21 protein-coding genes are annotated in these 21,629 nt (G+C 72.1%); 13 read left to right on the top strand and 8 right to left on the bottom strand.

Annotation, left to right across the window (positions count from 1 at the left end; all coding sequences use genetic code 11):
- Both H293_RS0139890 and H293_RS0139885 read left to right on the top strand, forming a co-directional pair.
- On the top strand, window positions 1-623 hold a 623-nt coding region (locus H293_RS0139890; protein WP_020123377.1), incomplete at its 5' end, for a transposase.
- 325 nt (window positions 624-948) lie between these two features.
- A complete protein-coding gene (locus tag H293_RS0139885) occupies window positions 949-1,227 on the top strand; it encodes a type II toxin-antitoxin system Phd/YefM family antitoxin (RefSeq protein WP_020123376.1) in 279 nt (92 codons plus the stop codon).
- 812 nt (window positions 1,228-2,039) lie between these two features.
- On the opposite strand, the gene H293_RS0139880 is transcribed toward H293_RS0139885, so the two are convergent.
- Window positions 2,040-3,026, bottom strand: a complete 987-nt coding sequence (locus H293_RS0139880) for a membrane protein (RefSeq protein ID WP_028808601.1) — start codon at window positions 3,024-3,026, stop codon at window positions 2,040-2,042.
- A 126-nt stretch (window positions 3,027-3,152) separates the two neighbouring features.
- Between H293_RS0139880 and H293_RS0139875 the strand changes: the two genes are divergently transcribed.
- The 8 genes from H293_RS0139875 to H293_RS0139840 all read left to right on the top strand — a co-directional run bounded on the left by H293_RS0139875 (window position 3,153) and on the right by H293_RS0139840 (window position 10,225).
- Window positions 3,153-3,782 carry a TetR/AcrR family transcriptional regulator gene (locus H293_RS0139875; RefSeq protein WP_020123374.1) on the top strand — a complete coding sequence of 210 codons (630 nt, stop codon included), beginning with the start codon at window positions 3,153-3,155 and terminating at the stop codon, window positions 3,780-3,782.
- Window positions 3,783-3,914: 132 nt separating this feature from the next.
- Entirely contained in the window at window positions 3,915-4,217 is a 303-nt protein-coding gene (locus H293_RS0139870) for an urease subunit gamma (RefSeq protein ID WP_028808600.1), read from the top strand.
- A gap of 9 nt (window positions 4,218-4,226) precedes the next feature.
- Window positions 4,227-4,538, top strand: coding sequence for an urease subunit beta (locus H293_RS0139865; RefSeq protein ID WP_020123372.1), 312 nt, complete (start codon window positions 4,227-4,229; stop codon window positions 4,536-4,538).
- The gene (locus H293_RS0139860) at window positions 4,531-6,252 is read left to right on the top strand and encodes an urease subunit alpha (RefSeq protein WP_020123371.1); all 1,722 of its coding nucleotides are present in this window, start codon (window positions 4,531-4,533) and stop codon (window positions 6,250-6,252) included. Before H293_RS0139865 ends, H293_RS0139860 begins: the two co-directional genes overlap by 8 nt.
- Window positions 6,252-6,926 carry an urease accessory protein UreF gene (locus H293_RS0139855; RefSeq protein ID WP_020123370.1) on the top strand — a complete coding sequence of 225 codons (675 nt, stop codon included), beginning with the start codon at window positions 6,252-6,254 and terminating at the stop codon, window positions 6,924-6,926. Before H293_RS0139860 ends, H293_RS0139855 begins: the two co-directional genes overlap by 1 nt.
- A gap of 115 nt (window positions 6,927-7,041) precedes the next feature.
- The gene (gene ureG / locus H293_RS0139850) at window positions 7,042-7,719 is read left to right on the top strand and encodes an urease accessory protein UreG (RefSeq protein ID WP_020123369.1); all 678 of its coding nucleotides are present in this window, start codon (window positions 7,042-7,044) and stop codon (window positions 7,717-7,719) included.
- Complete coding sequence (locus H293_RS0139845) at window positions 7,707-8,483, top strand: urease accessory protein UreD (RefSeq protein WP_020123368.1); 777 nt, start codon at window positions 7,707-7,709, stop codon at window positions 8,481-8,483. Before ureG ends, H293_RS0139845 begins: the two co-directional genes overlap by 13 nt.
- Window positions 8,484-8,611: 128 nt before the next feature.
- Window positions 8,612-10,225, top strand: coding sequence for an alpha/beta hydrolase (locus H293_RS0139840; protein ID WP_020123367.1), 1,614 nt, complete (start codon window positions 8,612-8,614; stop codon window positions 10,223-10,225).
- A 45-nt stretch (window positions 10,226-10,270) separates the two neighbouring features.
- Here the strand turns inward: H293_RS0139840 and H293_RS0139835 are convergent, their stop codons facing one another.
- The 7 genes from H293_RS0139835 to H293_RS0139805 all read right to left on the bottom strand — a co-directional run bounded on the left by H293_RS0139835 (window position 10,271) and on the right by H293_RS0139805 (window position 18,717).
- A complete protein-coding gene (locus tag H293_RS0139835) occupies window positions 10,271-11,293 on the bottom strand; it encodes an NAD-dependent epimerase/dehydratase family protein (protein ID WP_020123366.1) in 1,023 nt (340 codons plus the stop codon).
- 74 nt (window positions 11,294-11,367) lie between these two features.
- Window positions 11,368-12,087, bottom strand: a complete 720-nt coding sequence (locus H293_RS0139830) for a lysophospholipid acyltransferase family protein (protein ID WP_020123365.1) — start codon at window positions 12,085-12,087, stop codon at window positions 11,368-11,370.
- 142 nt (window positions 12,088-12,229) lie between these two features.
- Window positions 12,230-13,462: a PP2C family protein-serine/threonine phosphatase gene (locus H293_RS0139825; protein WP_020123364.1), complete on the bottom strand. Its 1,233-nt coding sequence runs from the start codon at window positions 13,460-13,462 to the stop codon at window positions 12,230-12,232.
- 58 nt (window positions 13,463-13,520) lie between these two features.
- Entirely contained in the window at window positions 13,521-15,953 is a 2,433-nt protein-coding gene (locus tag H293_RS0139820; protein ID WP_020123363.1) for a SpoIIE family protein phosphatase, read from the bottom strand.
- Between the two features lie 94 nt (window positions 15,954-16,047).
- Entirely contained in the window at window positions 16,048-17,268 is a 1,221-nt protein-coding gene (gene rocD / locus H293_RS0139815) for an ornithine--oxo-acid transaminase (RefSeq protein ID WP_020123362.1), read from the bottom strand.
- Window positions 17,265-18,077, bottom strand: a complete 813-nt coding sequence (gene ddaH / locus H293_RS0139810) for a dimethylargininase (protein WP_020123361.1) — start codon at window positions 18,075-18,077, stop codon at window positions 17,265-17,267. The genes rocD and ddaH overlap by 4 nt, the downstream gene beginning before the upstream one ends.
- Before the next feature lie 151 nt (window positions 18,078-18,228).
- Window positions 18,229-18,717: an Lrp/AsnC family transcriptional regulator gene (locus tag H293_RS0139805; RefSeq protein WP_020123360.1), complete on the bottom strand. Its 489-nt coding sequence runs from the start codon at window positions 18,715-18,717 to the stop codon at window positions 18,229-18,231.
- 77 nt (window positions 18,718-18,794) lie between these two features.
- On the opposite strand from H293_RS0139805, the gene H293_RS0139800 reads away from it, so the two are divergent.
- The 3 genes from H293_RS0139800 to H293_RS0139790 are packed head-to-tail and all read left to right on the top strand — an operon-like array spanning window position 18,795 to window position 21,618.
- Window positions 18,795-19,544, top strand: coding sequence for a LytR/AlgR family response regulator transcription factor (locus tag H293_RS0139800; protein ID WP_020123359.1), 750 nt, complete (start codon window positions 18,795-18,797; stop codon window positions 19,542-19,544).
- A gap of 2 nt (window positions 19,545-19,546) precedes the next feature.
- Window positions 19,547-19,909, top strand: a complete 363-nt coding sequence (locus H293_RS0139795; RefSeq protein ID WP_020123358.1) for a hypothetical protein — start codon at window positions 19,547-19,549, stop codon at window positions 19,907-19,909.
- Entirely contained in the window at window positions 19,906-21,618 is a 1,713-nt protein-coding gene (locus H293_RS0139790) for a sodium/solute symporter (protein WP_020123357.1), read from the top strand. Before H293_RS0139795 ends, H293_RS0139790 begins: the two co-directional genes overlap by 4 nt.
- Window positions 21,619-21,629 lie beyond the last annotated feature (11 nt).

Here is a 21,629-nt window from a genome sequence, read left to right as displayed (position 1 = left end):
TCAACGAGCGCACTCGGATCATCAACCGGCTCCACGCCGTCCTGCGGGACCTGCTGCCGGGCGGGGCTCCCACCCGCCTGTCTGCCGAGAAAGCCGCAGTCCTCATGAAGGGCGTCCGTCCCGCCACGGCCACCGACTCCTGCCGTCGCGATCTCGCCCGGGATCTTCTCGCGGATCTTCGACGCGTCGACCGTCAGGTCCGTGACAACGAGGCCCAGATGCGTGACGCTCTGGCGGCCGCCCGCACCGCACTGACCGCACTGCCCGGACTGGGCACTGTGATCGCTGCCAAGCTGCTCGGGCACGTGGGCGACGTCGCACGCTTCCCTACCGAGCACCATTTCGCCAGCTATACCGGTACGGCCCCACTGGACGCCTCCAGCGGGAAGAACACCCGCCACCGACTCAACACCGGAGGAAACCGAGCCCTCAACTCGGTGCTGCATATTGTCGCTGTCTGCCAGATTCGCGACGGCGGCCGCGGACAGGAGTACTACCTGCGCAAGATCGCCGAGGGCAAGACACCGGCGGAGGCACGCAGGGCCCTCAAACGGCGTCTCTCGAACGTGGTCTATCGCACCCTGAAACGCGACCGCCACAAGGCTCTCACTGCGGCCGCTTGACACACAGAGGCACTCATCAGCGTCTCCGACGGCACCTCCCGGGCCCGGTGACACCACCCCCCAGGTCATGCCTTCGACAGGGGGACACAGTCATGCCGGGCCCGGAGGCCAGCGGCCCTCTTGCAGGACCGCGGAAAACATAACGGGGGCCGCCGTACCGGTGACCTGCCAGGATTCAGTGCGACCGGACAGCTCTTCGTCTCACCCCGTCTCACACATTTCTCACAGACGAGAGCGCATGGGAGCACGGAAGAGCCCCTGACCTGGAACTTTGATGTCGTCACAGACCACGGTGAACCAGATGGACGCCCCGTAAGCTAGGGGTATGGCCTACGAGATTCCGGTGACGCAAGCCAGGGCTGAGCTCGCCGACCTGATCAACCGGGTGGTGTACGGCGGCGAGCGCGTCGTCGTCACACGGCACGGAAAGCCGCTGGTCGCCCTGGTCTCGGCCGCCGACCTCGAACGGCTGGAGGAGTCCCACGACCCCGTCGAGGAACCGGTGATCAGCGCGGTCTCCACCGTCCGAGAGGTCGCTTCCGCTCCTCGCGAACAGCAGCGGTTCGGGATCGCGGCGCATCATCGGGGGAGCGGGGCTTCTTAGCCGGGGGCGCGGGAGAGGGACGGTCGCGATTGTGCGGTCCCCCGGGTCTACGGCCCCCGGCCCCACGCGGACAGAGCCGCCGCGCTCGTGCCCGGCGCCGTCCACGGGTCGATGGGCCACCGGCTCGGACAGCGGGTTCGGTCAGCTGATGGGGGTCGGTCGCTATCGCACTACTACTACGCCGCCCAGCCCGGCGGGCAGGATCGCGCTCGCGCACCCCGTGTCGACCACGGGTCGATGGTGTTCACGGGCTCGGGCGGCGACTGCGGGGTCGTGGTGTGGGGGAGTGGTACGGGGGGGCGTGCAAGCCTGGCGGCGGGTGTGGCGTCCCTCGCCCCGACTTCAGTGCGTACGCAGGGCTACGGCTCCCTGCCCCCGGGCCGGGTCGCGCTCGTGCCCAGCGGCAGTCAACGGCCGACGGTGCTCACTGGCTCGGACGGCCACTGGGGGGCGGGGCGCGGAGAGTGGGTTCGGTCAGCTGAGGGGGGCGCGGTCGCCATTAGGCTCCCCGGTACTACGGGCCCCAGGGTCGGCGGGCAGGATCGCGTTCGCGCGTACGCAGGGCTAACGGCTCCCAGCCCCCGGGCCGGGTCGCACTCGTGCCCAGCGGCAGTCAGTGGCCGACGGTGCTCACTGGCTCGGACGGCCACTGGGGGGCGGGGCGCGGAGAGTGGGTTCGGTCAGCTGAGGGGGGTGCGTGCGCCATTAGGCTCCCCGGTACTGCGGCCCCCAGGGTCGGCGGGCAGGATCGCGTTCGCGCGTACGCAAGGCTACGGCTCCCAGCCCCCGGTGGGCCGGGTCGCCGTGCCCGGTCAGCCGACCGGCGTGAGTGCGCGCTCGTCGGCGGCCGGTGTGGCGTGCTTCGTCCGGGACTTCAGGGCGTTCCCCAGCACTACGGCACCCAGACCCAGCGCGGCCCACCACGTCAGGGTCAGGGCGGGGCCCGTCGCTGCCGCGCCGTCGAAGAAGGACACCGAGCGCAGCAGGGTCGCGCTCGCGCCCGGCGGCAGCCACTGGCCGATGGTGCCCACCGGCTCGGGCAGCAGCTGTGGCGCCGAGGCGGCGCCGGCGAACGGGTTGCCGAGGAACATCACCAGGAACGCGACGGCGCCGACGCCCGCGGGCCCGACCAGGGCGGCGAGTCCCGCGGCGGCCGCGCTCACCGCCAGCATCGCCAGAGCGAGCGTCCCCGCCTCCGCCCACCAGTTGCCGGTGAGGGTGCCGAGCCAGCTGTGGGCCAGCGCGGCCGCGATGAGGCCCACCAGTGCGGCGGCGACGATCAGCGCGGTCACGGCACGCGCGCCGCGCAGTCCGAGCAGGGTCACGAGCGCGGCCGCGATGATGCCGCTCAGTGCCAGCGGCAGCACGGACGAGCTCAGGGCCGCGCCCCTGGGGTCTGACGCAGGGGCCGGGACGACGTCCACGGTCCTCACCTCGGCGCCGCTCGCCGCGACCTGCCGGGTCACGGCCTGCTGGAGGAGCTGGGCCACGACCGGGCTCGCCGCCGACGCGGTGAGCAGTTCCGGGCCCTGCGGGGTGACGACGACCGCGCCGTATACGGTCCGGTCCTCGATCGCCGCCCGCGCGGCCCCCTCGTCGGTGTAGCGGTGGAGCTCGAAGGCGCCCTTGTGCTGCCGGAGCCCCTGCTCCACCTGTGCGGTCGCGGCGGGCGGCCCGGCCACGCCGAGCGGCAGGTCGCGCGGGGCGGTGCGGGCGGCGGGCCAGGCGAAGGCCCACAGGGCCAGCGCGGCGAGCAGCGGCACCAGGACGACGACCGCGATCATGCGACGGGTGGACATGGTGGTCCTCTCCGGGGCCCGGTCGAGCCCCGCTAAAAAGAAGGATCGTTCGTTTTGGTCTCGCGAACACCGTCTCGCCGTCCGCGCCCCTTGTCAAGAAGGAATGTTCGTTTTACGTTGGGCGCCATGGCTCGCGTATCCCAGGCACACCTCGACGCCAGACGTCGGCAGATCCTCGACGGCGCGGCGGTCTGCTTCGCCCGCAACGGCTTCCACGCCACGTCCATGCAGGACGTCCTGAAGGAGGTCGACCTCTCGGCCGGGGCCGTGTACCGCTACTTCAGCGGCAAGGAGGAGCTCATCGCCGCGATCGTCGGGGAGGTGCTCGGCCAGGTCCACGAGAGTTTCGAGGAGGCGGCCCGCAGCAGCCCGCCCCCGCCTCCGGACCTCCTGGTGACGTCGATGCTCAGCCGCGTCCTCGCCACCAATGAGTCCGTGACCGTCGACGGGCGTCCGGCGTTCCCGCGGCTGGTCGTCCAGGTGTGGACCGAGACGCTCCGCAACGAGGAGCTCGCGGCCCTCCTGCGCGAGGGCTACGGCGCCGTGCGCGAGACATGGTCGCGGATCGTCGGGGCGTACCAGGACGCCGGGACGATGCGGTCGGACGTATCCCCGGAGCACGTGGCCCGCACGATGATGGCGGCCTCGATGGGCTTCCTCGCCCAGCAGGCGCTGTTCGGGCCGACGCCCGCCGAGGTCCTCGGTGACGGTCTGCGGGCGCTGATGAGCGTGCGGGACGAAGTCGGCACGCGTTAATGGATCACGGCTCGGTTAACACCCCTGAAACCGGATCCAACTAGCCTGCGGATCCACGCCACCAGGGACTTTGCCCCGGGGCTGAGGCAACCGGGCCCCGCACGGTCCGGAGCGAGGACTGTGAGGTGGGACGTGCAACTGACCCCGCACGAGCAAGAGAGGCTGCTCATCCACGTGGCGGCCGACGTGGCCGAGAAGCGCCGGGCCCGCGGGCTCAGGCTCAACCACCCCGAGGCGGTCGCCCTCATCACGTCCCACATCCTCGAAGGCGCGCGTGACGGCCGTACCGTCGCCGAACTCATGTCCTCCGGGCGGAAGCTGCTGACCCGTGACGACGTCATGGAGGGCATCCCCGAGATGATCCACGACGTCCAGGTCGAGGCGACCTTCCCGGACGGCACCAAGCTCGTCACCGTCCACGACCCGATCGTCTGAGGGGCCTTGATGATTCCCGGAGAGATCCTCTTCGCCGACGGGCCGATTGCCTACAACGAGGGCCGTGAGGTCACCCGGCTGACCGTCCTCAACGCCGCCGACCGGCCCGTCCAGGTCGGCTCCCACTACCACTTCGCCGAGACCAACCCCGGCCTGGAGTTCGACCGGGCGGCGGCCCGCGGCAAGCGGCTGAACGTCGCCGCCGGCACCGCCGTGCGCTTCGAGCCCGGGATCCCCGTCGACGTGGAACTCGTCCCGCTCGCCGGCGCCCGCGTGGTGCCGGGGCTGCGCGGGGAGACCGGAGGTGCCCTCGATGCCTGAGATCTCTCGTGCCGCCTACGCCGACCTGTTCGGCCCCACCACCGGCGACCGCATCCGGCTCGCCGACACCGATCTGCTGATCGAGATCGAGGAGGATCGTTCCGGCGGCCCCGGGCTCGCCGGTGACGAGGCCGTGTTCGGCGGCGGCAAGGTCATCCGCGAGTCGATGGGCCAGTCGCGCGCTACGCGCGCGGAAGGCACGCCCGACACCGTCGTCACGGGCGCGGTCGTCGTCGACCACTGGGGTGTCGTCAAGGCCGACGTCGGCATCCGCGACGGCCGGATCACCGGGATCGGCAAGGCGGGCAACCCCGACACCATGGACGGGGTGCACCCGGACCTGGTGATCGGCCCCGAGACCGAGATCATCGCGGGCAACGGCCGGATCCTCACCGCCGGCGCCATCGACGCGCACGTCCACTTCATCTGCCCGCAGATCGCCGACGAGGCGCTGGCGTCCGGCGTGACCACCCTCGTGGGCGGCGGCACCGGCCCCGCCGAGGGGTCGAAGGCCACCACCGTCACCCCCGGCCCCTGGCATCTCGCCCGGATGCTGGAGGCGATGGAGCAGTACCCGCTCAACATCGGCTTCCTCGGCAAGGGCAACACCGTCTCCCACGAGGCGATGCTGTCGCAGATCCGCGGGGGCGCGCTCGGCCTCAAGCTGCACGAGGACTGGGGCTCGACCCCGGCCGTCATCGACGCCTCGCTGACCGTCGCCGAGCGGACCGGCATCCAGGTCGCCATCCACACGGACACCCTCAACGAGGCCGGTTTCGTCGGCGACACGCTCGCCGCGATCGCCGGCCGGGGCATTCACGCTTACCACACCGAGGGTGCGGGCGGCGGGCACGCGCCGGACATCATGACCGTGGTCTCCCAGCCGCACGTGCTGCCGAGCTCGACCAACCCGACCCGGCCCTTCACCGTCAACACCGCCGAGGAACACCTCGACATGCTGATGGTGTGCCACCACCTCAACGCGGCGGTGCCGGAGGACCTGGCCTTCGCCGAGTCCCGCATACGGCCCACGACCATCGGCGCCGAGGACATCCTGCACGACCTGGGCGCCATCTCGATCATCTCCTCCGACGCCCAGGCCATGGGACGCGTCGGCGAGGTCATCATGCGGACCTGGCAGACCGCGCACGTCATGAAGCGGCGCCGGGGCGCGCTGCCGGGCGACGGGCAGGCGGACAACCACCGGGTGCGGCGCTATGTCGCCAAGTACACGATCAACCCCGCCGTCGCCCAAGGGCTCGCGCACGAGGTGGGGTCGGTGGAGACGGGCAAACTGGCCGACCTGGTGCTGTGGGAGCCCGCGTTCTTCGGGGTCAAGCCGCACCTCGTGATCAAGGGCGGCCAGATCGCCTACGCGCAGATGGGCGACGCGAACGCGTCCATCCCGACCCCGCAGCCGATCCTTCCCCGGCCGATGTACGGGGCGATCGGGCGGGCCCCCGCCTCGAACTCCTTCAACTTCGTGGCGCCCCTTGCCATCGAGGACGGACTGCCGGAGCGGCTCCAGCTCGGGAAGCGGTTCGTGGCCACCGAGTCGACGCGCGCGGTCACCAAGGCCGACATGCGGGAGAACGACGCGCGGCCCGACGTACGCGTGGACCCCGACAGCTTCGCCGTGCACATCGACGGGGAGCTGGTGGAGGCCACACCGGCGGCCGAACTGCCCATGGCCCAGCGTTACTTCCTCTTCTGATGTCCAGGGCCGCACTTCTGGTCCTGGCCGACGGCCGGTTCCCCGCCGGAGGGCACGCGCACTCCGGCGGGGCCGAGGCGGCCGTCAAGGCGGGGCGGATCACCGGGGCAGAGGGTCTGGAGTCCTTCTGCCGGGGACGGTTGCACACGACCGGGCTGGTCTCGGCGGCGCTCGCCGCGGCGGCCGTACTCGGTGTCGACCCACGGCAGTTGAACGAGGCAGCGGACGCCCGCACACCCTCCCCCGCGCTTCGGGCGGCCGCACGCAAGCTGGGCCGACAGCTGATGCGGGCGGCCCGGGCGACCTGGCCGTCCGCTGAACTCGATGCAGTGGCAACGGAGTTCCCCAAGGGAGCCCACCAGCCGGTCGTGCTGGGCCTGGCGGCCCGGGCGGCGGGCCTGGAGCCCCTGGACGCGGCCTACTGCGCGGCGTACGAGAGCGTCAGCGGCCCGGCGTCGGCGACGGTGCGGTTGCTGAGCCTGGACCCCTTCGACGCGACGGGTGCACTGGCGCGGCTGGCACCGGAGTTGGACCGCGTCGCGGACCAGGCGGTGGAGGCGGCGCGGCGGGCTGTCGACGAGGGGCCCGACTCGCTGCCCGCCGCCTCGGCGCCCTTGCTGGAAATCGCCGCGGAGGCACATGCGGCATGGCCAGTACGCCTGTTCGCGTCATAGGGGCGCTCAGGTAACCCGGTTGGGGGCGCGGGGCTGCATCGATATGCGGCTTCGCCGCGGGGCGCGACCAGCCCCCACCCACCCGCACCCGATCACGAAACCAGAGGAGCCGTACATGCACCTGGACCACCACCACGACGGCCCCGCCGCAGTAAGCGCCGACGCCCACCGACCGGACGGCTCTCACCGAGCCCTGCGCATCGGCCTCGGCGGCCCCGTCGGATCCGGCAAGACCGCCACCGTCGCCGCCCTCTGCCGGGCCCTGCGCGACGAGCTGTCCCTCGCCGTCGTCACCAACGACATCTACACCCGCGAGGACGCCGAGTTCCTGCTCAGGGAAGCCGTGCTGCCGCCCGAGCGGATCACCGCGGTGGAGACCGGCGCCTGCCCGCACACCGCGATCCGGGACGACATCTCCGCCAACCTGGAAGCCGTCGAGGACCTGGAGGACGAGGTCGGCCCCCTGGACCTCATCCTGGTGGAGAGCGGCGGCGACAACCTCACCGCCACCTTCTCCAAGGGCCTGGTCGACGCCCAGATCTTCGTCATCGACGTGGCCGGCGGCGACGACATCCCGAGGAAGGGCGGCCCCGGCGTCACCACCGCCGACCTGCTCATCGTCAACAAGACCGACCTGGCCCCGTACGTCGGCTCCGACCTCGCGCGGATGGCCGCCGACGCCAAGGTCCAGCGCGCCGAACTGCCCGTCGTCTTCCAGTCCCTGCGCGGCGAGGCAGGGGTCGCGGCGGTGGCCGACTGGGTGCGGGAGCGGCTCGCCGCATGGACGGCGTGACCGCGGCCGTGGCCGGGGTGCGGGCCACCGCCCGGATGGTCGCGCGCGACGACGGGCGCGGCGGCACGGCCCTGCCCGTGCTGGAGAGCGACGGGCCGCTGGCGCTGCGACGGACCCGGGGGAGCGGCGCGGAGCCGCGGGTCATGCTCGTCGGCGCGATGAGCGGACCTCTAGGCGGCGACCACTTCACCGTGGCCGCCGACGTCCGGGAGGGCGCCCGGCTGCGCGTCGGATCGGCCGCCGCCACCATCGCCCTGCCGGGGCAGACCAAGGGCGAGGCCCGCTACGACGTACGGCTCACCGTCGCCGACGGGGGCGAACTGCACTGGCTGCCCGAGCAGTTGATCTGCGCGGGCGGCAGCGACCTGTATGTCGGCACGCGGATCGACCTCGGCGCGACGGCCCGGCTCGTGCTGCGGGAGGAGCAGGTCCTCGGGCGGGTGGGGGAGGAGCCCGGGCGGCTCACCAGCCGGCTCGTGCTGCGGGTCGCGGGACGGACCGTGCTCGACCAGGAGCTGGCCTGCGGACCCGGGGCGCCGGGCGGCTGGGACGGCCCGGCCGTGCTCGCGGGTCACCGGGCGGTCGGCCAGCTCCTCGTCGTACGGCCGGAGTTCGCCGACGAGCCGGTGCCGGCACGGGTGCTCGGCGAGGGCGCCGCCGTCATGCCCCTCGCCGGACCCGCCGCGCTCGTCACCGCCGTGGCCCCGGACGCCCTGCTGCTGCGCCGGCTGCTGGACGCGGCGCTGGCGGCACTCGTCCCGTAGTCCGCCGAGCGAACAGGTTCTTCCGTTTATCGGATTGGCAAAGAAGCCCAACAAACCCTGTTCACAGCGACTTCACAACCACGAGGATCCCCGTACGAATCGAATCGACGTACGGGGAGGGATCCCTCTTGAGGGAGACGAGACCGAAGTGGCGCACCACGGCACTCGGTTCGGCCGGCGTGCTCATCACGGCCACACTCATATCGGGTGCCGTCGCGGCACCCGCGTCCGGCGCCAACACGTCCGACAGGACGGCCCGGCACGGACAGGAACGTGAGGCGGTCGGTGCCGCGCTCGCCGCGGCCCGCGCCGCGAAGGCCGGCATCGACTGGGCGGACTGCCCCGCCGACTGGGGGATCGCGAAGCCGGTCCAGTGCGGCTGGGTCAGTGTGCCGCTGGACTACGCGAAGCCGAACGGCAAGCAGATCAAGCTCGCCGTCGACCACATCGGCAACACCGGCACCACGGCGGAGCGCCAGGGCGCCCTCGTCTACAACCCGGGCGGACCGGGCGGCTCGGGCATGCGGTTCCCGCTCCGCGTCGTCAACAAGAACGCGATCTGGGCGAACGCGGCCAAGGCCTACGACTTCGTGGGCTTCGACCCGCGCGGTGTCGGCCACTCCGCGCCCATCTCCTGCATGGACCCGCAGGAGTTCGTGAAGGCGCCCAAGATGGACCCGGTGCCGGACAGCGAGGCCGACAAGCGCGCCCAGCGCAAGCTGGCCAGTGAGTACGCCGAGGGCTGCGCCGAGCGCACCGGCAAGGCGATGCTCCAGCAGATGACCACGCCCAACACCGTCCGCGACCTGGACGTCATCCGTGCCGCGCTCGGCGAGAAGAAGCTCAACTACCTGGGCGTCTCCTACGGCACCTACATCGGCGCCGTCTACGGCACGATGTACCCCGGCCACGTGCGCCGCATGGTCGTCGACAGCGTGGTCAACCCGTCCAAGGAGAAGATCTGGTACGAGGCCAACCTCGACCAGGACATCGCCTTCGAGGGCCGCTGGAAGGACTGGGAGGACTGGGTCGCCGCCAACGACGCCGCCTTCCACCTCGGCACCACCCGGGCCGCGGTCGAGGCCAAGTGGCTCGAACTGCGGGCCACCGCCAAGAAGAACCCCATCGGCGGGGTCGTCGGCCCGGCCGAGCTGATCGGCTTCTTCCAGAGCGCCCCGTACTACGACTCCTCGTGGGTGCCGGTCGCGACGGTGTTCGGCAAGTACTTCGCCGGTGACACCCAGGCGCTGGTCGACGCGGCAGCCCCGGACCTCACGGACACCGCGGGCAACATCTCCTCGGAGAACGGCAACGCCGTCTACACGGCCGTCGAGTGCACCGACGCCAAGTGGCCCACCAGCTGGAAGAAGTGGGACCGCGACAACACCGCGCTCCACACGAAGTACCCGTTCATGACCTGGGCCAACGCCTGGCTGAACCTGCCCTGCGCCACCTGGCCGGTCAAGCAGCAGACCCCGGTGACCGTCAGGACCGGCAAGGGTCTGCCCGGCGTGCTGATCGTGCAGTCCGAGCGTGACGCGGCCACCCCGTACGACGGCGGCGTCGAACTGCACAAGCGCTTCAAGGGCTCCCGCCTCATCACCGAGAAGGACGCGGGCTCCCACGGTGTGACCGGTCTGGTCAACCCGTGCATCAACCCCCGGGTGGACGCCTACCTGCTCACCGGCAAGCTGGACAAGGCCGACGTGACCTGCGCCCCGCACGCCACGCCGAAGCCGTAGCACGTACGACGGTATGAGGCGGCCGGAGCCACCGGCCGCCTCTTCTCATGCCCCGAGCGACTCCAGATACGCGTCCTCCGCCGCGTAGTCGAAGAGGTCGCCGTAGGTCTGGAACATCCTCGGGTACGCCTCCCGCCAGTCCCGTCCGGCCAGGTGGCCCTCGATCCAGGCGACCGTCTCCGGCAGCCGGTCCGCGTAGCGCACCACCGCCCGGTAGCCCAACTCCCGTTCGGCGGCGGACATGTCGCAGACGACCGGCACGGGCACCGACCACGGGGTGTCGCCCACGGTCGGCGACGGCGGCGGCCCGTCCAGCAGGACCGTCTCCGTCTCCACGCCCATCACGGCGTCGATCGCGCCGGCGATCTCCGCCACCGTCGGGGCCTGCGGATCCACGGCGTTCAGGGCCCGGGTGCCCGGTTGCGCGGCCGCGAGCCGGATCAGCTCGGTGATGTTGTGGACGCTCGCGGAATGGAAACGGCTCTGCCCGCCGAAGGGGAGAATCCGCCGGGTCCGGCCGTCCAGGTTGCGCTTGACGAAGTAGAGCTCGCGCGGCGTCCGGCAGTGCGGTCCGTGGATCGCACCGGCCCGCAGCAGCGTGGCGGGCAACCGCTCCCCGGCCGCGAGGAGGTCACGCTCAAGCCCCGCCTTGCGGGTGCTGTACGAGGTCTCGCCCGGAGTGACGGTCCGCTGCTCCTCGGTCAGGGGCACCGGGTACTCCGGGAAGCCGTCCGGCTCGCCCTGAGTGTCGAAATTGCGGCCCTTGTCGTCCTCGTACACCGAGATGCTGGAGACCACCACGGCTGAGCCCACGCGGTCGGCCAGAGCCACCAACTGCCGTGCGTGCGCGGGCCCGTAGGCGACCAGGTCCACCACGACCTCGCAGCCGTCGCCCACCGCGGCGGCCAGGGCGGCGTCGTCCTCCCGGTCGGCCCGCGCGGTGCGCACCTGCGCGGGCCAGCTCTCGTCCCGTCCGCCGCCCCGGGAGAGGGCCGTCACCTCCCAGCCGTCCCCGGCGAGCGCCGTCACGGCCGCCCGCCCGATCTGTCCCGTCGCCCCGATCACCACAGCACGTCGTGTCATGCGGCGACGGTACGGCGCTCACCGCCGGTCCCTCCAGGGCGTTCTGCCGACAGCAGACCTCAACTCAGCGGCAGCCGCGGGAACTTGCGCTCCTTCGCCGCGGCGGCCTCCTCCGCTTTCACCACGGCCGCGTACTGGTCGACGTACTCCTGGTCGGACAGCTTCAGGATGGCGTACATGATCTCGTCGGTGATGGCCCGCAGGATCGCCTTCTCGTTCTCCATCCCGGCGTAGCGGGAGAAGTCCAGCGGCTTGCCGAAGCGGATCACCACGGGATGGATGTTGGGGATGACCTTGCCGGGCGGCTGTGCCTCGAAGGTGCCGATCATCGCGCAGGGGATGACCGGAACCTGCGCCCTGAGCGCCATCACGGCGACGCCGACCTTGCCCTTGTAGAGGCGGCCGTCGTGGGAGCGGGTGCCCTCCGGGTAGATGCCGAGCAGTTCGTCCTTGCGCAGCACGCCCAGGCCCTCGCGAATGGCGGCCTGGCCCGCCTCCTTGCCGGAGCGGTCGACCGGGATCTGCCCGGCGCTGCGGAAGAAGAAGGCGGTCAGCCGGCCCTTGATACCGGGGCCGGTGAAGTACTCGGCCTTCGCCAGGAAGGTGATCCGCCGCGTGAGCACCGCGGGCATCAGGAAATGGTCGGAGAACGACAGGTGGTTGCCGGCGACGATGGCCGCACCCGACTCCGGGATGTGCTCCAGGCCCTCTATTCGAGGCCGGAAGACCAGTCTCAGCAACGGCCCCAACAGCACGTATTTGAGCAGGTAGTAGAACAAGAGGGGGCGCTCCTCGGTCGGGCGGACGGCTCAACTCCGCGTTCTGGCTGGTCAACCGGCGTGAGATGGGGCTGCCAGTGTAGGGGCAGGTGGCGGGCCCCGGAACAGGGCCGAGGACAGCTCTCACCGGACCTTGGCCTGTTCACAGCCGTACGATCACCAGCGCCGTGTCGTCCGTGGCGCCGCCGGGCGGGAGGAGCTCCTGCAGGACCGCGTCGGCGAGGGTCTCGGGGTCGTCCTCGCGGTGCCGGGCAAGGGACTCGGCGAGCCGGGTGAGCCCTGTGTCGATGTCCTCGCGGCGCCGCTCCACCAGGCCGTCGGTGTACAGGGCGAGGGTGGCGCCGCTGGTGAAGGTGGTCGCTGCCTGCGGTCGGGGCATCGGGTCGGGGCGGGCGTCGAGCGGCGGATCGGTCGCCTTGTCCAGGCACTCCACCCGGCCGTCCGGGTGCACCAGCATCGGCGGCGGGTGCCCGGCGCTGCTGTAGGTGAGGGTGCCGTGGTCGAAGTCGATGAAGGTGGTGACCGCGGTGGCGGACTCGGCGCCGTCGACCACATGGGCGTACCGGCCCAGCACGTCCAGGGCCTGCGCCGGGCCCTCGGCCACCCGGGAGGCGGCGCTCAGGGCGCTGCGCAGCTGGCCCATCACCCCGGCGGCCGCCAGACCGTGGCCCACCACGTCACCGACCGAGACGCCGACGCGGTGGCCGCCCACCAGGTCGACCAGGTCGTACCAGTCGCCGCACACGTGCAGCGCGCCGACCGCCGGACGGTAGCGCACGGCGGCCGTGTGGTGCAGCGTCTGCCTGCCGGTGGGCAGCATGGCCTCCTGGAGGGCCAGGGCGACCTTGCGGTCACGGTCGTGGGCCTGCCGCAAGCGCTCGTTGACCTCCTGGAGTTCACGGGCGCGGGTGTACAGCTCGGCCTCCAGGACGCGGTCCCGGTCCCCGTCGGGGCCGCGGGCCCGGATCAGCTCGGTGACCTCCTCGACCCGGTGCACGAGCAGCTGGACCTTGCCGTCCGCGCCGAGCACCGGGGCGTTGCAGGGGCTCCAGTAGCGCTCCTCCCACACCCCCGGCCGGCCCGGCACCTCGACGTCGTACCGCTGCAGGGCCATGGCGTCGCGCTCCCCGGTCTCCACCACCCGGCGCAGGGAGGCGGCCAGGTTGCGCATGCCGGTCGACGCGGGTTCGTTCGGGTTGTCCGGGAAGACGTCGAAGAGATAGCGGCCCACGACCTCCTCGCGTCCACGCCCGGCCATGCGCAGGAACTCCTCGTTGACGTCCGCGTACACCAGCTCGGGCGTCAGCAGCGCCACCATGCCGGGCAGGGCCTGGAACACGGCCGCGTAGTCGGGGTCGGTGAAACTTTCGCTCATGACTGCCGCCTCCCTGCCGGGATTGCCCCATTTTCCCACGCTGTGCGAGGGGTGGAGGTCAGTCCGGCGGATCCGCGAGGGACTGCTCGGCCCAGATGATCTTTCCCTCGGGTACGAACCGGGTGCCCCAGCGCCGGGCGAACTGGGAGACCAGCAGCAACCCCCGGCCGCCCTCGTCGGTGGTGCGCGGGTGGCGCAGATGGGGCGCGGTGTCCCCGCTGTCGAGCACCTCGCAGATCAGGGACCGTTCCCGGATCAGCCGGAGCCGGATCGGGCCGACGGCGTGCCGGATGGCGTTGGTGACCAGCTCGCTGACGACCAGCTCCGTGGTGAAGGCGAACTCCTCCAGACCCCACTCCGTCAGCTGCCGGGACGCCGTCTTGCGGGCCTCGGCGACCCGGGCCGGGTCGACGGGCACGTCCCAGTCCGCGACCTGCTCGGGGCCCAGCAGCCGGGTGCGGGCCATGAGCAGGGCCACGTCGTCGTGCGGCCGGGCCGGGGCCAGGGCGTCGACCACGGCACGGCAGCGCAGGTCGAGCGAGGCCGCGGACCTCTCCAGGGCCTCGCGCAGCCGGTCGCGCCCCGCGTCCACGGCCCACTCCTTGCCGCGGGCGAGCAGCCCGTCGGTGTGCAGCGCCAGGGTGCTGCCCTCGGCCAGGGCCAGCTCGACCGACTCGAAGGGCGGACCCCCGACGCCGAGCGAGGGTCCCTGCGGAAGGTCCACGAAGGCGACCGTGCCGTCGGGCATGATCACGGCGGGCGCGGGATGACCGGCGGCGGCCATCGCGCACTGCCCGTCGACCGGGTCGTAGACGACGTACACGCATCCGGAGCCCCGGGCGCTGTCCGTGTCCTCCGGCTCCGGCCCCACGCCCTCCTCGCGCGCCGTCCGGGCGACCAGGTCGTCCAGATGACCCAGCACCTCCTCGGGCGGCAGGTCCAGCGCCGCCAGCGTCCGGACGGCGGTCCGCAGCCGGCCCATCGCCGCGGCGGCCCTGATCCCGTGGCCTGGCACCTCGCCGACCACGAGGGCGACCCGTGCGCCGGAGAGCGGGATGAGGTCGTACCAGTCCCCGCCGAGGCCCGTCAGTTCGTCGGCGGGCCGGTAGCAGGCGGTCACCTCCACGGCGTCCTGCTCCGACAGCCGGTGCGGGAGCAGACTGCGCTGGAGCACGAGCGCGGCCTCGCGTTCGCGGGTGTAGCGCCAGGCGTTGTCCACACACACGGCGGCCCTGGAGACGAGGTCCTCGGCGAGGTTCAGGTCGCCCTCGTCGAAGGGTTCCTGGCGGCGCCGGCGGAAGAAGGCGGCCACGCCCAGGGTCGCGCCCCGCGCCCGGATCGGCACGACCAGCACGCTGTGCAGGCCCAGTTCCAGGAACGTGGCCTGCCGTCCGCCGGGTATGTCGGTCGCCCACTCAGCGGCCAGCGGGTCGAGTCGCTCCTCCCGCAGGGGCGCGCCCTCGGCCAGACACCGCAGCGGGGGCGAGCCGGGCCGGTAGGCGGCCACCTCGCCGACCTCGACGACGGCCTCGGGTACGCCCTCGTTCACCGACTGCTGCCCGGCCCGCAGCAGCGTTACCCGCGTGGTGGGCTCCGCTCCCCGCAGCACCGACTCCAGCAGGTCCACGGTGATGTAGTCGGCCAGCGCCGGTACCGCCACGTCGGCCAGCTCCTGCGCGGTGCGCCGGATGTCCAGGCTGCGCCCGATGTACTCGCCGGCCCGGTCGAGCAGGGCGAGGCGCTGCCGGGCCCGGTGCCGATCGGTGATGTCGACGACCGTGTAGTAGATGCCCATCGGGTGGCCCCGGTCGTCGTCGATCCGGGTGAACGACAGGGTGTGCGCGGTCTCGCGGTGCGGGGCGGAGCGGAGCCGACCGACGTGCTCGTACCCCACGACCGCCTCACCGGTCTCCAGCACGTGCCGCATCTGCGCCTCGATCGCCTCGGAGTCCAGACCCGGCTGGATCTCCGCGAACCGCAGGCCCAGCCGGCGCTGGGCCGGGGCGCTGCCGAACTGTTCCAGCGCCGGGTTGGACCACACGCAGCGCAGGTCCGTGTCCACGATCGCTATACCGATGGGGGAGCGGGTGACCATCTGTTCCAGCACCCGGCGGCTCATGTCCCAGCCGGGCGCCTCCGCCATCTCGGACAGCAGGACCAGCCAGCGGGCGGAGCCGTCGGAGTCGTCCGCCGCGGTGATCCGCGCCATCACCCGGACCGGCCGACCGCCCCTGCGCCGGGCGGTCAGCAGGCCCGCCCAGCCGCCGTCGGCACGGCAGCGCTGCGCGAGTTCGGGCAGGCGGTCGGCGTCCTCGGCGGTGAGCAGGGCGGCGGCGGCCATCCCCACGGCCTCCCGGGCGCCGTAGTCCAGCAGGCGCTCGGCGTCCCTGGTCCAGCCCCTGACGATCCCGTGGGCGTCCAGCAGCAGAGGCGCGGCATCGGCCACGTCGAACCGGTGCCGCGCGGTGTCGTGCTCCTGCTGAGCGCCCACGGACGACCTCTCTGTCGCTGAGAGTGGTCTATCACCTCTTCGTCACATCTTCACCCGGTGTGCGGGAGTGCGCGGCCGGAGACGGCGGGGCGGGTCAGCGCCGCAGTACCCCTTCCAGTACTCCCAGTGCCGATGCCAGTTCCTCCGCCGTGATCGTCAACGGCGGTGCCAGGCGGATCGTGGAGCCGTGGGTGTCCTTGACCAGGATGCCCTCGTGCATCAGCAGCTTGCTGATCTCGCGGCCCGTGCCGATCGCCGGGTCGATGTCCACGCCCGCCCACAGGCCCCGCGAGCGGAAGCCGACCACGCCCTTGCCGACCAGGCCCGTCAGGCCGTCCCGCAGGACCGTGCCCAGCTCGGCCGCCCGGCGCTGGAACTCGCCCGTCTCCAGGAGTTCGACCACCGCCGTGCCCACCGCCGCCGCCAGCGGGTTGCCGCCGAAGGTCGAGCCGTGTTCGCCCGGGCGCAGCACACCGAGGACGTCCCGGCGGGCGACCACCGCGGAGACCGGGACGATGCCGCCGCCCAGGGCCTTGCCCAGCAGCAGGACGTCCGGGACGACCCCCTCGTGCTCGACGGCGAGGGTACGTCCCGTGCGGCCGAGGCCCGACTGGATCTCGTCCGCGACGAACAGGCAGCCCTTGCGGCGGGTGAGCTCGCGGACGCCGGAGAGGTAGCCGTCGTCGGGGATGACCACGCCCGCCTCGCCCTGGATGGGCTCCAGGAGCACCGCGGCCGTCGTCTCGTCGACCGCCGTTTCCAGCGCCGCCAGGTCGTTGTACGGCACGATCCGGAAGCCCGGGGTGAAGGGGCCGAAGCCCGCCCTGGCCGTCTCGTCCGTGGAGAACGACACGATCGTCGTCGTACGGCCGTGGAAGTTCTCCGCCGCCACCACGATCGTGGCCCGGTCGGCCGGGACGCCCTTGACGTCGTACGCCCACTTGCGGGCCACCTTGATGCCGCTCTCCACCGCCTCCGCGCCGGTGTTCATCGGCAGCACCATGTCCAGGCCGGTCAGCTCGGCCAGGCGCTCCGCGAACTCGGCGAGCCGGTCGTTGTGGAAGGCGCGGGAGGTCAGCGTCAGCCGGTCCAGCTGCCGGTGGGCCGCCTCGATCAGCGCCGGATGGCGGTGACCGAAGTTGAGGGCCGAGTACCCGGCCAGCATGTCCAGGTAGCGGCGGCCCTCCACGTCCTCCACCCAAGTGCCCTCGGCACGGGCGACGACCACGGGCAGCGGATGGTAGTTGTGCGCGAGGACCGGTTCCTCGGCGCTGATGAGATCGGCGGAGGAACGCGTACCTACGGGTGCGGTCATGAGCGGATCTCCTGGGTGCAGCACTTGATGCCGCCGCCGGCCTTGTGGAACTCGGAGAGGTCGACGGGGACGGGGACGTAGCCGTGGTCGTCGAGGCGCAGGGCGAGGGCCTCGGCCTGCGGGGCGATGAAGACGTGCCGGCCGTCGGACACGGAGTTCAGACCGAACGCCATCGCGTCGTCGCGGGTCGCGAGCACCGCGTCCGGGTACAGCTGTGCGAGTACCGCGCGGCTGCCCGGTGAAAAGGCCTCCGGGTAATAGGCGATGTTGTCGTCGTCCAGGACGAAGAGCGCGGTGTCCAGGTGGTAGAAGTGCGGGTCCACCAGCGTCAGGCTGACCACCGGGTGGCCGAAGAACTCCTGCACCTCGCGGTGCGCCTCCCGGGCGGTGCGGAACCCGGTGCCGGCGAGCACGTACCGGCCCGTCCAGACGAGGTCGCCCTCGCCCTCGCACACCGCCTGGGGCCGGCGGACCTCGTAGCCCGCGGTCTTGAACCACAGGTCGTAGTGCGTGGACTCGGGGCGCCGCTCGGGCGCGTGGAACAGGGAGCCGAAGACGCGGCCGCCGACGACGACCGCCGAGTTCGCGGCGAAGACCATGTCCGGGAGACCGGGGACCGGCTCCACGGCGTCGACGCTGTGACCGTGGGCCTCGTAGGCGTGGATCAGTGTCCGCCACTGCTCCTGCGCCAGGTCCACGTCGACGTGGGTGTCGGGATGCATCCAGGGATTGATCGCGTACTGCACGGCGAAGTGTCTGGGTTCGCAGACGAGGAAGCGCCGTCGGCGCGGCACACGGGAGTCGGACACAGAGGGGTTCCTCCGCTTCCTGCGGTGTCTACTGAGGGTTGACACCACGGTAGAAAACGGGCGGCAGGCCCGACAAGCAACAAGAATTGCGTGTCTGTGCAGGAATGCTGCGTGTTCCTCCGGTGAAACGCACGGTTGGTGCGTTTAACGGCTACGCCTCCGGTGCGGGCTGGCTCGCCCCCGCCTCGGGGCTTTCCGGGATGAGGTGGGACAGCACCATCACGCTGATCGTCTTCCGGATGAACGGCTCCACGCGGATGCGCTCCAGCACCTCCTCGAAGTGCTCCACGTCCCGCGCGCGCACGTGCAGCAGCGCGTCCGCGCCGCCGGTCACCGTCATCGCCGCGGTGATCTCCGGATGGTTGCGGACCACCTCCGCGAGTCGCCGCGGCGGGGCCGCGCCCTCGCAGTACACCTCTACGTACGCCTCCGTGCGCCAGCCCAGCGCCGACGGCTGCACCGTGGCCGTGAACCCGGTGATCACCCCGGTGTCCCGCAGCCGGTCCACCCGCCGCTTCACGGCGGTGGAGGACAGCCCGATCGCCGAACCGATCTCCGCGAAGGAGGTCCTGGCGTTCGCCATCAGAGCGGTGATGATCTTCCGGTCGAGCTCGTCGAACGCGGCGGTCCTGCTGTTCATGCCGGCACTGTATCCAGCGAGGGCGCCGCATCTCGGCACGTGTCCAGTCGTACGAATTACTCCTAGACTCCGGGGTCATGCTGCGCGCCCTGGCTGTCGACGACGAACGCCCCTCGCTGGAGGAACTGCTCTACCTTCTCCACGCCGACCCCCGGATCGGCAGCGTGGAGGGAGCCGGTGACGCCACCGAGGCGCTGCGCCGCATCAACCGCGCGCTGGAGTCCGGGCCGAACGGCCCCGAGGCGATCGACGTCGTCTTCCTGGACATCAACATGCCGGGGCTCGACGGCCTCGACCTCGCCCGGCTGCTGACCGGCTTCGCCAAGCCGCCGCTGGTCGTGTTCGTCACCGCCCACGAGGACTTCGCCGTCCAGGCCTTCGACCTCAAAGCCGTCGACTACGTCCTCAAACCGGTCCGCAAGGAGCGCCTCGCGGAAGCCGTCCGACGGGCCGCCGAACGCCTCGACGCCGCGCCCCGCATCCCCGTGCACGAACCCGACCCCGACCACATACCCGTCGAACTCGGCGGGGTGACCCGGTTCGTCGCCGTCGACGACATCACCCACGTCGAGGCCCAGGGCGACTACGCCCGGCTGCACACCGACCGGGGCAGCCACCTCGTCCGGATCCCGCTGTCCACGCTGGAGGAGCGCTGGCGCTCGCGCGGCTTCGTCCGCATCCACCGCCGCCATCTCGTCGCCCTGCGCCACGTCGGCGAACTCCGCCTGGACGCGGGCACGGTGAGCGTCCTGGTCGGCGGCGAGGAACTCCAGGTCAGCCGCCGCCACACCCGCGAGCTGCGGGACCTGCTGATGAGGAGGCCCTGACCGTGCCCGGCCAGGACCCCGGGGAGCGCCGGGTCGTCGTCACCGGCCCGCCCCGCCGCGGCCGGCCCGCCTCCGGCTACTACCGGCCGCGCACCGAGATCGACGAACAGACCACCCTCGGCCACACCTACGTCCGCTCCCTGATGCGCACCCAACTGCGCGCCGCCCTCGCGGTGTTCGCCTTCCTCGGGCTGCTCATCGGCCCCCTCCCGCTGCTCTTCGCGGCCATGCCGGACGCCCACCGCCTCGAATGGGGCGTCCTCGGCTTCGGCCTCTACGTCCCGATGGTCCTGCTGGCCCGCTGGTACGTGCGCCGCGCCGAGCGCAACGAACGGGACTTCGTGCGGCTGGTCGAGGACCGATGAACTCCAGCTATTCCGTCCCCGCCGTCGCGCTGGTCGTGGTCGCCACCGTCCTCGTCGGCGCCTTCGGCCTGCGCATCTCCCGCACCACCTCCGACTTCTACGTCGCCTCCCGCACCGTCGGCCCCCGCCTCAACGCGGCCGCCATCAGCGGCGAGTACCTCTCCGCCGCGTCCTTCCTGGGCATCGCCGGGCTGGTCCTCGTCCAGGGCCCCGACATGCTCTGGTACCCGGTCGGCTACACGGCCGGCTACCTCGTCCTGCTTCTGTTCGTCGCCGCCCCGCTGCGGCGCTCCGGCGCCTACACCCTCCCCGACTTCGCCGAGGCCCGGCTCGCCTCTCAGGCCGTACGACGGCTCGCGGGCGCGTTCGTCGTCGGCGTCGGCTGGCTTTACCTGCTGCCCCAACTCCAGGGCGCCGGGCTGACGTTGACCGTGCTCACCGGGGCGCCCCAGTGGCTCGGCGGAGTCATCGTCGCAGCCGTCGTGGTCGCCACGGTCGCCGCGGGCGGCATGCGCAGCATCACCTTCGTACAGGCCTTCCAGTACTGGCTCAAGCTCACCGCGCTGCTCGTCCCCGCCCTCTTCCTCATCCTCGCCTGGCAGGGCGACGGCGCCCCCAGCCACGCCTTCGAGGAACCGGCGGCCTTCCGCGAACAGCGGGTGGTCCGCCTCGACTCCACCCTCGACCTCAAGCTGGAGCGCCCCCTGACGGTCACCGTCAGCGGCACGGTCGACGGCCGCCCGCACGACGGCCAGAGGCTCCGACTCGCCACCGGCACGCACCACATCGAACGCGGCACCCGCCTCACCTTCGCCAAGGGCACCACGGTCCCCACCGCCGACCGCGGCACCAGCGACGGCATGTCGACCTCGCTGGCCGCGGGCCGCGAGGACCGGCCCCTGTACGCCACGTACGGACTGATCCTCGCCACCTTCCTCGGCACCATGGGCCTGCCGCACGTCGTCGTCCGCTTCTACACCAGCCCGCACGGCGTCGCCGCCCGCCGCACCACGGTCGCCGTCCTCGGCCTGATCGGCTGCTTCTACCTCCTGCCCCCGGTCTACGGCGCCCTCGGCCGCCTCTACGCCCCCGAACTCACCCTCACCGGCGACGCCGACGCCGCCGTCCTGCTGCTCCCCGAGCGCATGATCGGGGGCCTCGGCGGCGACCTGCTGGGCGCGCTGGTGGCGGGCGGGGCCTTCGCCGCGTTCCTGTCCACGGCCTCCGGGCTCACCATGGCCGTGGCGGGCGTGCTCACCCAGGACGTCCTGCCCGCGCGCGGTGTACGGCACTTCCGACTCGGCACGGTCCTCGCGATGTGCGCCCCGCTCGCCGCGAGCGTCCTGGTCGGCGGACTGCCCGTCGCCGACGCGGTCGGGCTCGCCTTCGCCGTCTCCGCCTCCTCGTTCTGTCCGCTGCTGGTGCTCGGCATCTGGTGGCGGCGGCTGACCCCGCCCGGCGCGGCGGCGGGCATGCTGGTCGGCGGCGGCTCCGCCTTCCTCGCCGTGGCCGCGACCATGGTCGGTTTCCCGGCCGGCGGCCCGCTGCACGCCCTGCTCGCCTGGCCCGCGCTCTGGTCGGTGCCGCTCGGCTTCCTCACGATGGTGCTGGTGTCCCTGGCCACCGCGAGCCGGGTACCGGCGGGCACGGCGGCGATCCTGGCCCGCTTCCACCTGCCGGAGGAACTGCGGGCGGAGGCCAAGGCATGAGGCGGGTGAGG

The organism is Streptomyces canus 299MFChir4.1 (assembly GCF_000383615.1).
Classification (GTDB): Bacteria; Actinomycetota; Actinomycetes; order Streptomycetales; family Streptomycetaceae; genus Streptomyces; species Streptomyces canus_C.
Note: the sequence above shows the minus strand (reverse complement) of the source record. Positions and strands in the feature narration are given on the sequence as shown.

Excerpts from the sequence above, each read along its gene's own strand:
- rocD (WP_020123362.1), bottom strand. The coding sequence starts at position 17,268 with ATGACCGCACCCGTAGGTACGCGTTCCTCCGCCGATCTCATCAGCGCC.
- H293_RS0139865 (WP_020123372.1), top strand. The coding sequence starts at position 4,227 with ATGATTCCCGGAGAGATCCTCTTCGCCGACGGGCCGATTGCCTACAAC.
- H293_RS0139825 (WP_020123364.1), bottom strand. The coding sequence starts at position 13,462 with ATGAGCGAAAGTTTCACCGACCCCGACTACGCGGCCGTGTTCCAGGCC.
- H293_RS0139885 (WP_020123376.1), top strand. The coding sequence starts at position 949 with ATGGCCTACGAGATTCCGGTGACGCAAGCCAGGGCTGAGCTCGCCGAC.
- ureG (WP_020123369.1), top strand. The coding sequence starts at position 7,042 with ATGCACCTGGACCACCACCACGACGGCCCCGCCGCAGTAAGCGCCGAC.
- H293_RS0139790 (WP_020123357.1), top strand. The coding sequence starts at position 19,906 with ATGAACTCCAGCTATTCCGTCCCCGCCGTCGCGCTGGTCGTGGTCGCC.
- H293_RS0139845 (WP_020123368.1), top strand. The coding sequence starts at position 7,707 with ATGGACGGCGTGACCGCGGCCGTGGCCGGGGTGCGGGCCACCGCCCGG.
- H293_RS0139860 (WP_020123371.1), top strand. The coding sequence starts at position 4,531 with ATGCCTGAGATCTCTCGTGCCGCCTACGCCGACCTGTTCGGCCCCACC.
- H293_RS0139800 (WP_020123359.1), top strand. The coding sequence starts at position 18,795 with ATGCTGCGCGCCCTGGCTGTCGACGACGAACGCCCCTCGCTGGAGGAA.
- H293_RS0139875 (WP_020123374.1), top strand. The coding sequence starts at position 3,153 with ATGGCTCGCGTATCCCAGGCACACCTCGACGCCAGACGTCGGCAGATC.
- H293_RS0139880 (WP_028808601.1), bottom strand. The coding sequence starts at position 3,026 with ATGTCCACCCGTCGCATGATCGCGGTCGTCGTCCTGGTGCCGCTGCTC.
- H293_RS0139805 (WP_020123360.1), bottom strand. The coding sequence starts at position 18,717 with ATGAACAGCAGGACCGCCGCGTTCGACGAGCTCGACCGGAAGATCATC.
- H293_RS0139855 (WP_020123370.1), top strand. The coding sequence starts at position 6,252 with ATGTCCAGGGCCGCACTTCTGGTCCTGGCCGACGGCCGGTTCCCCGCC.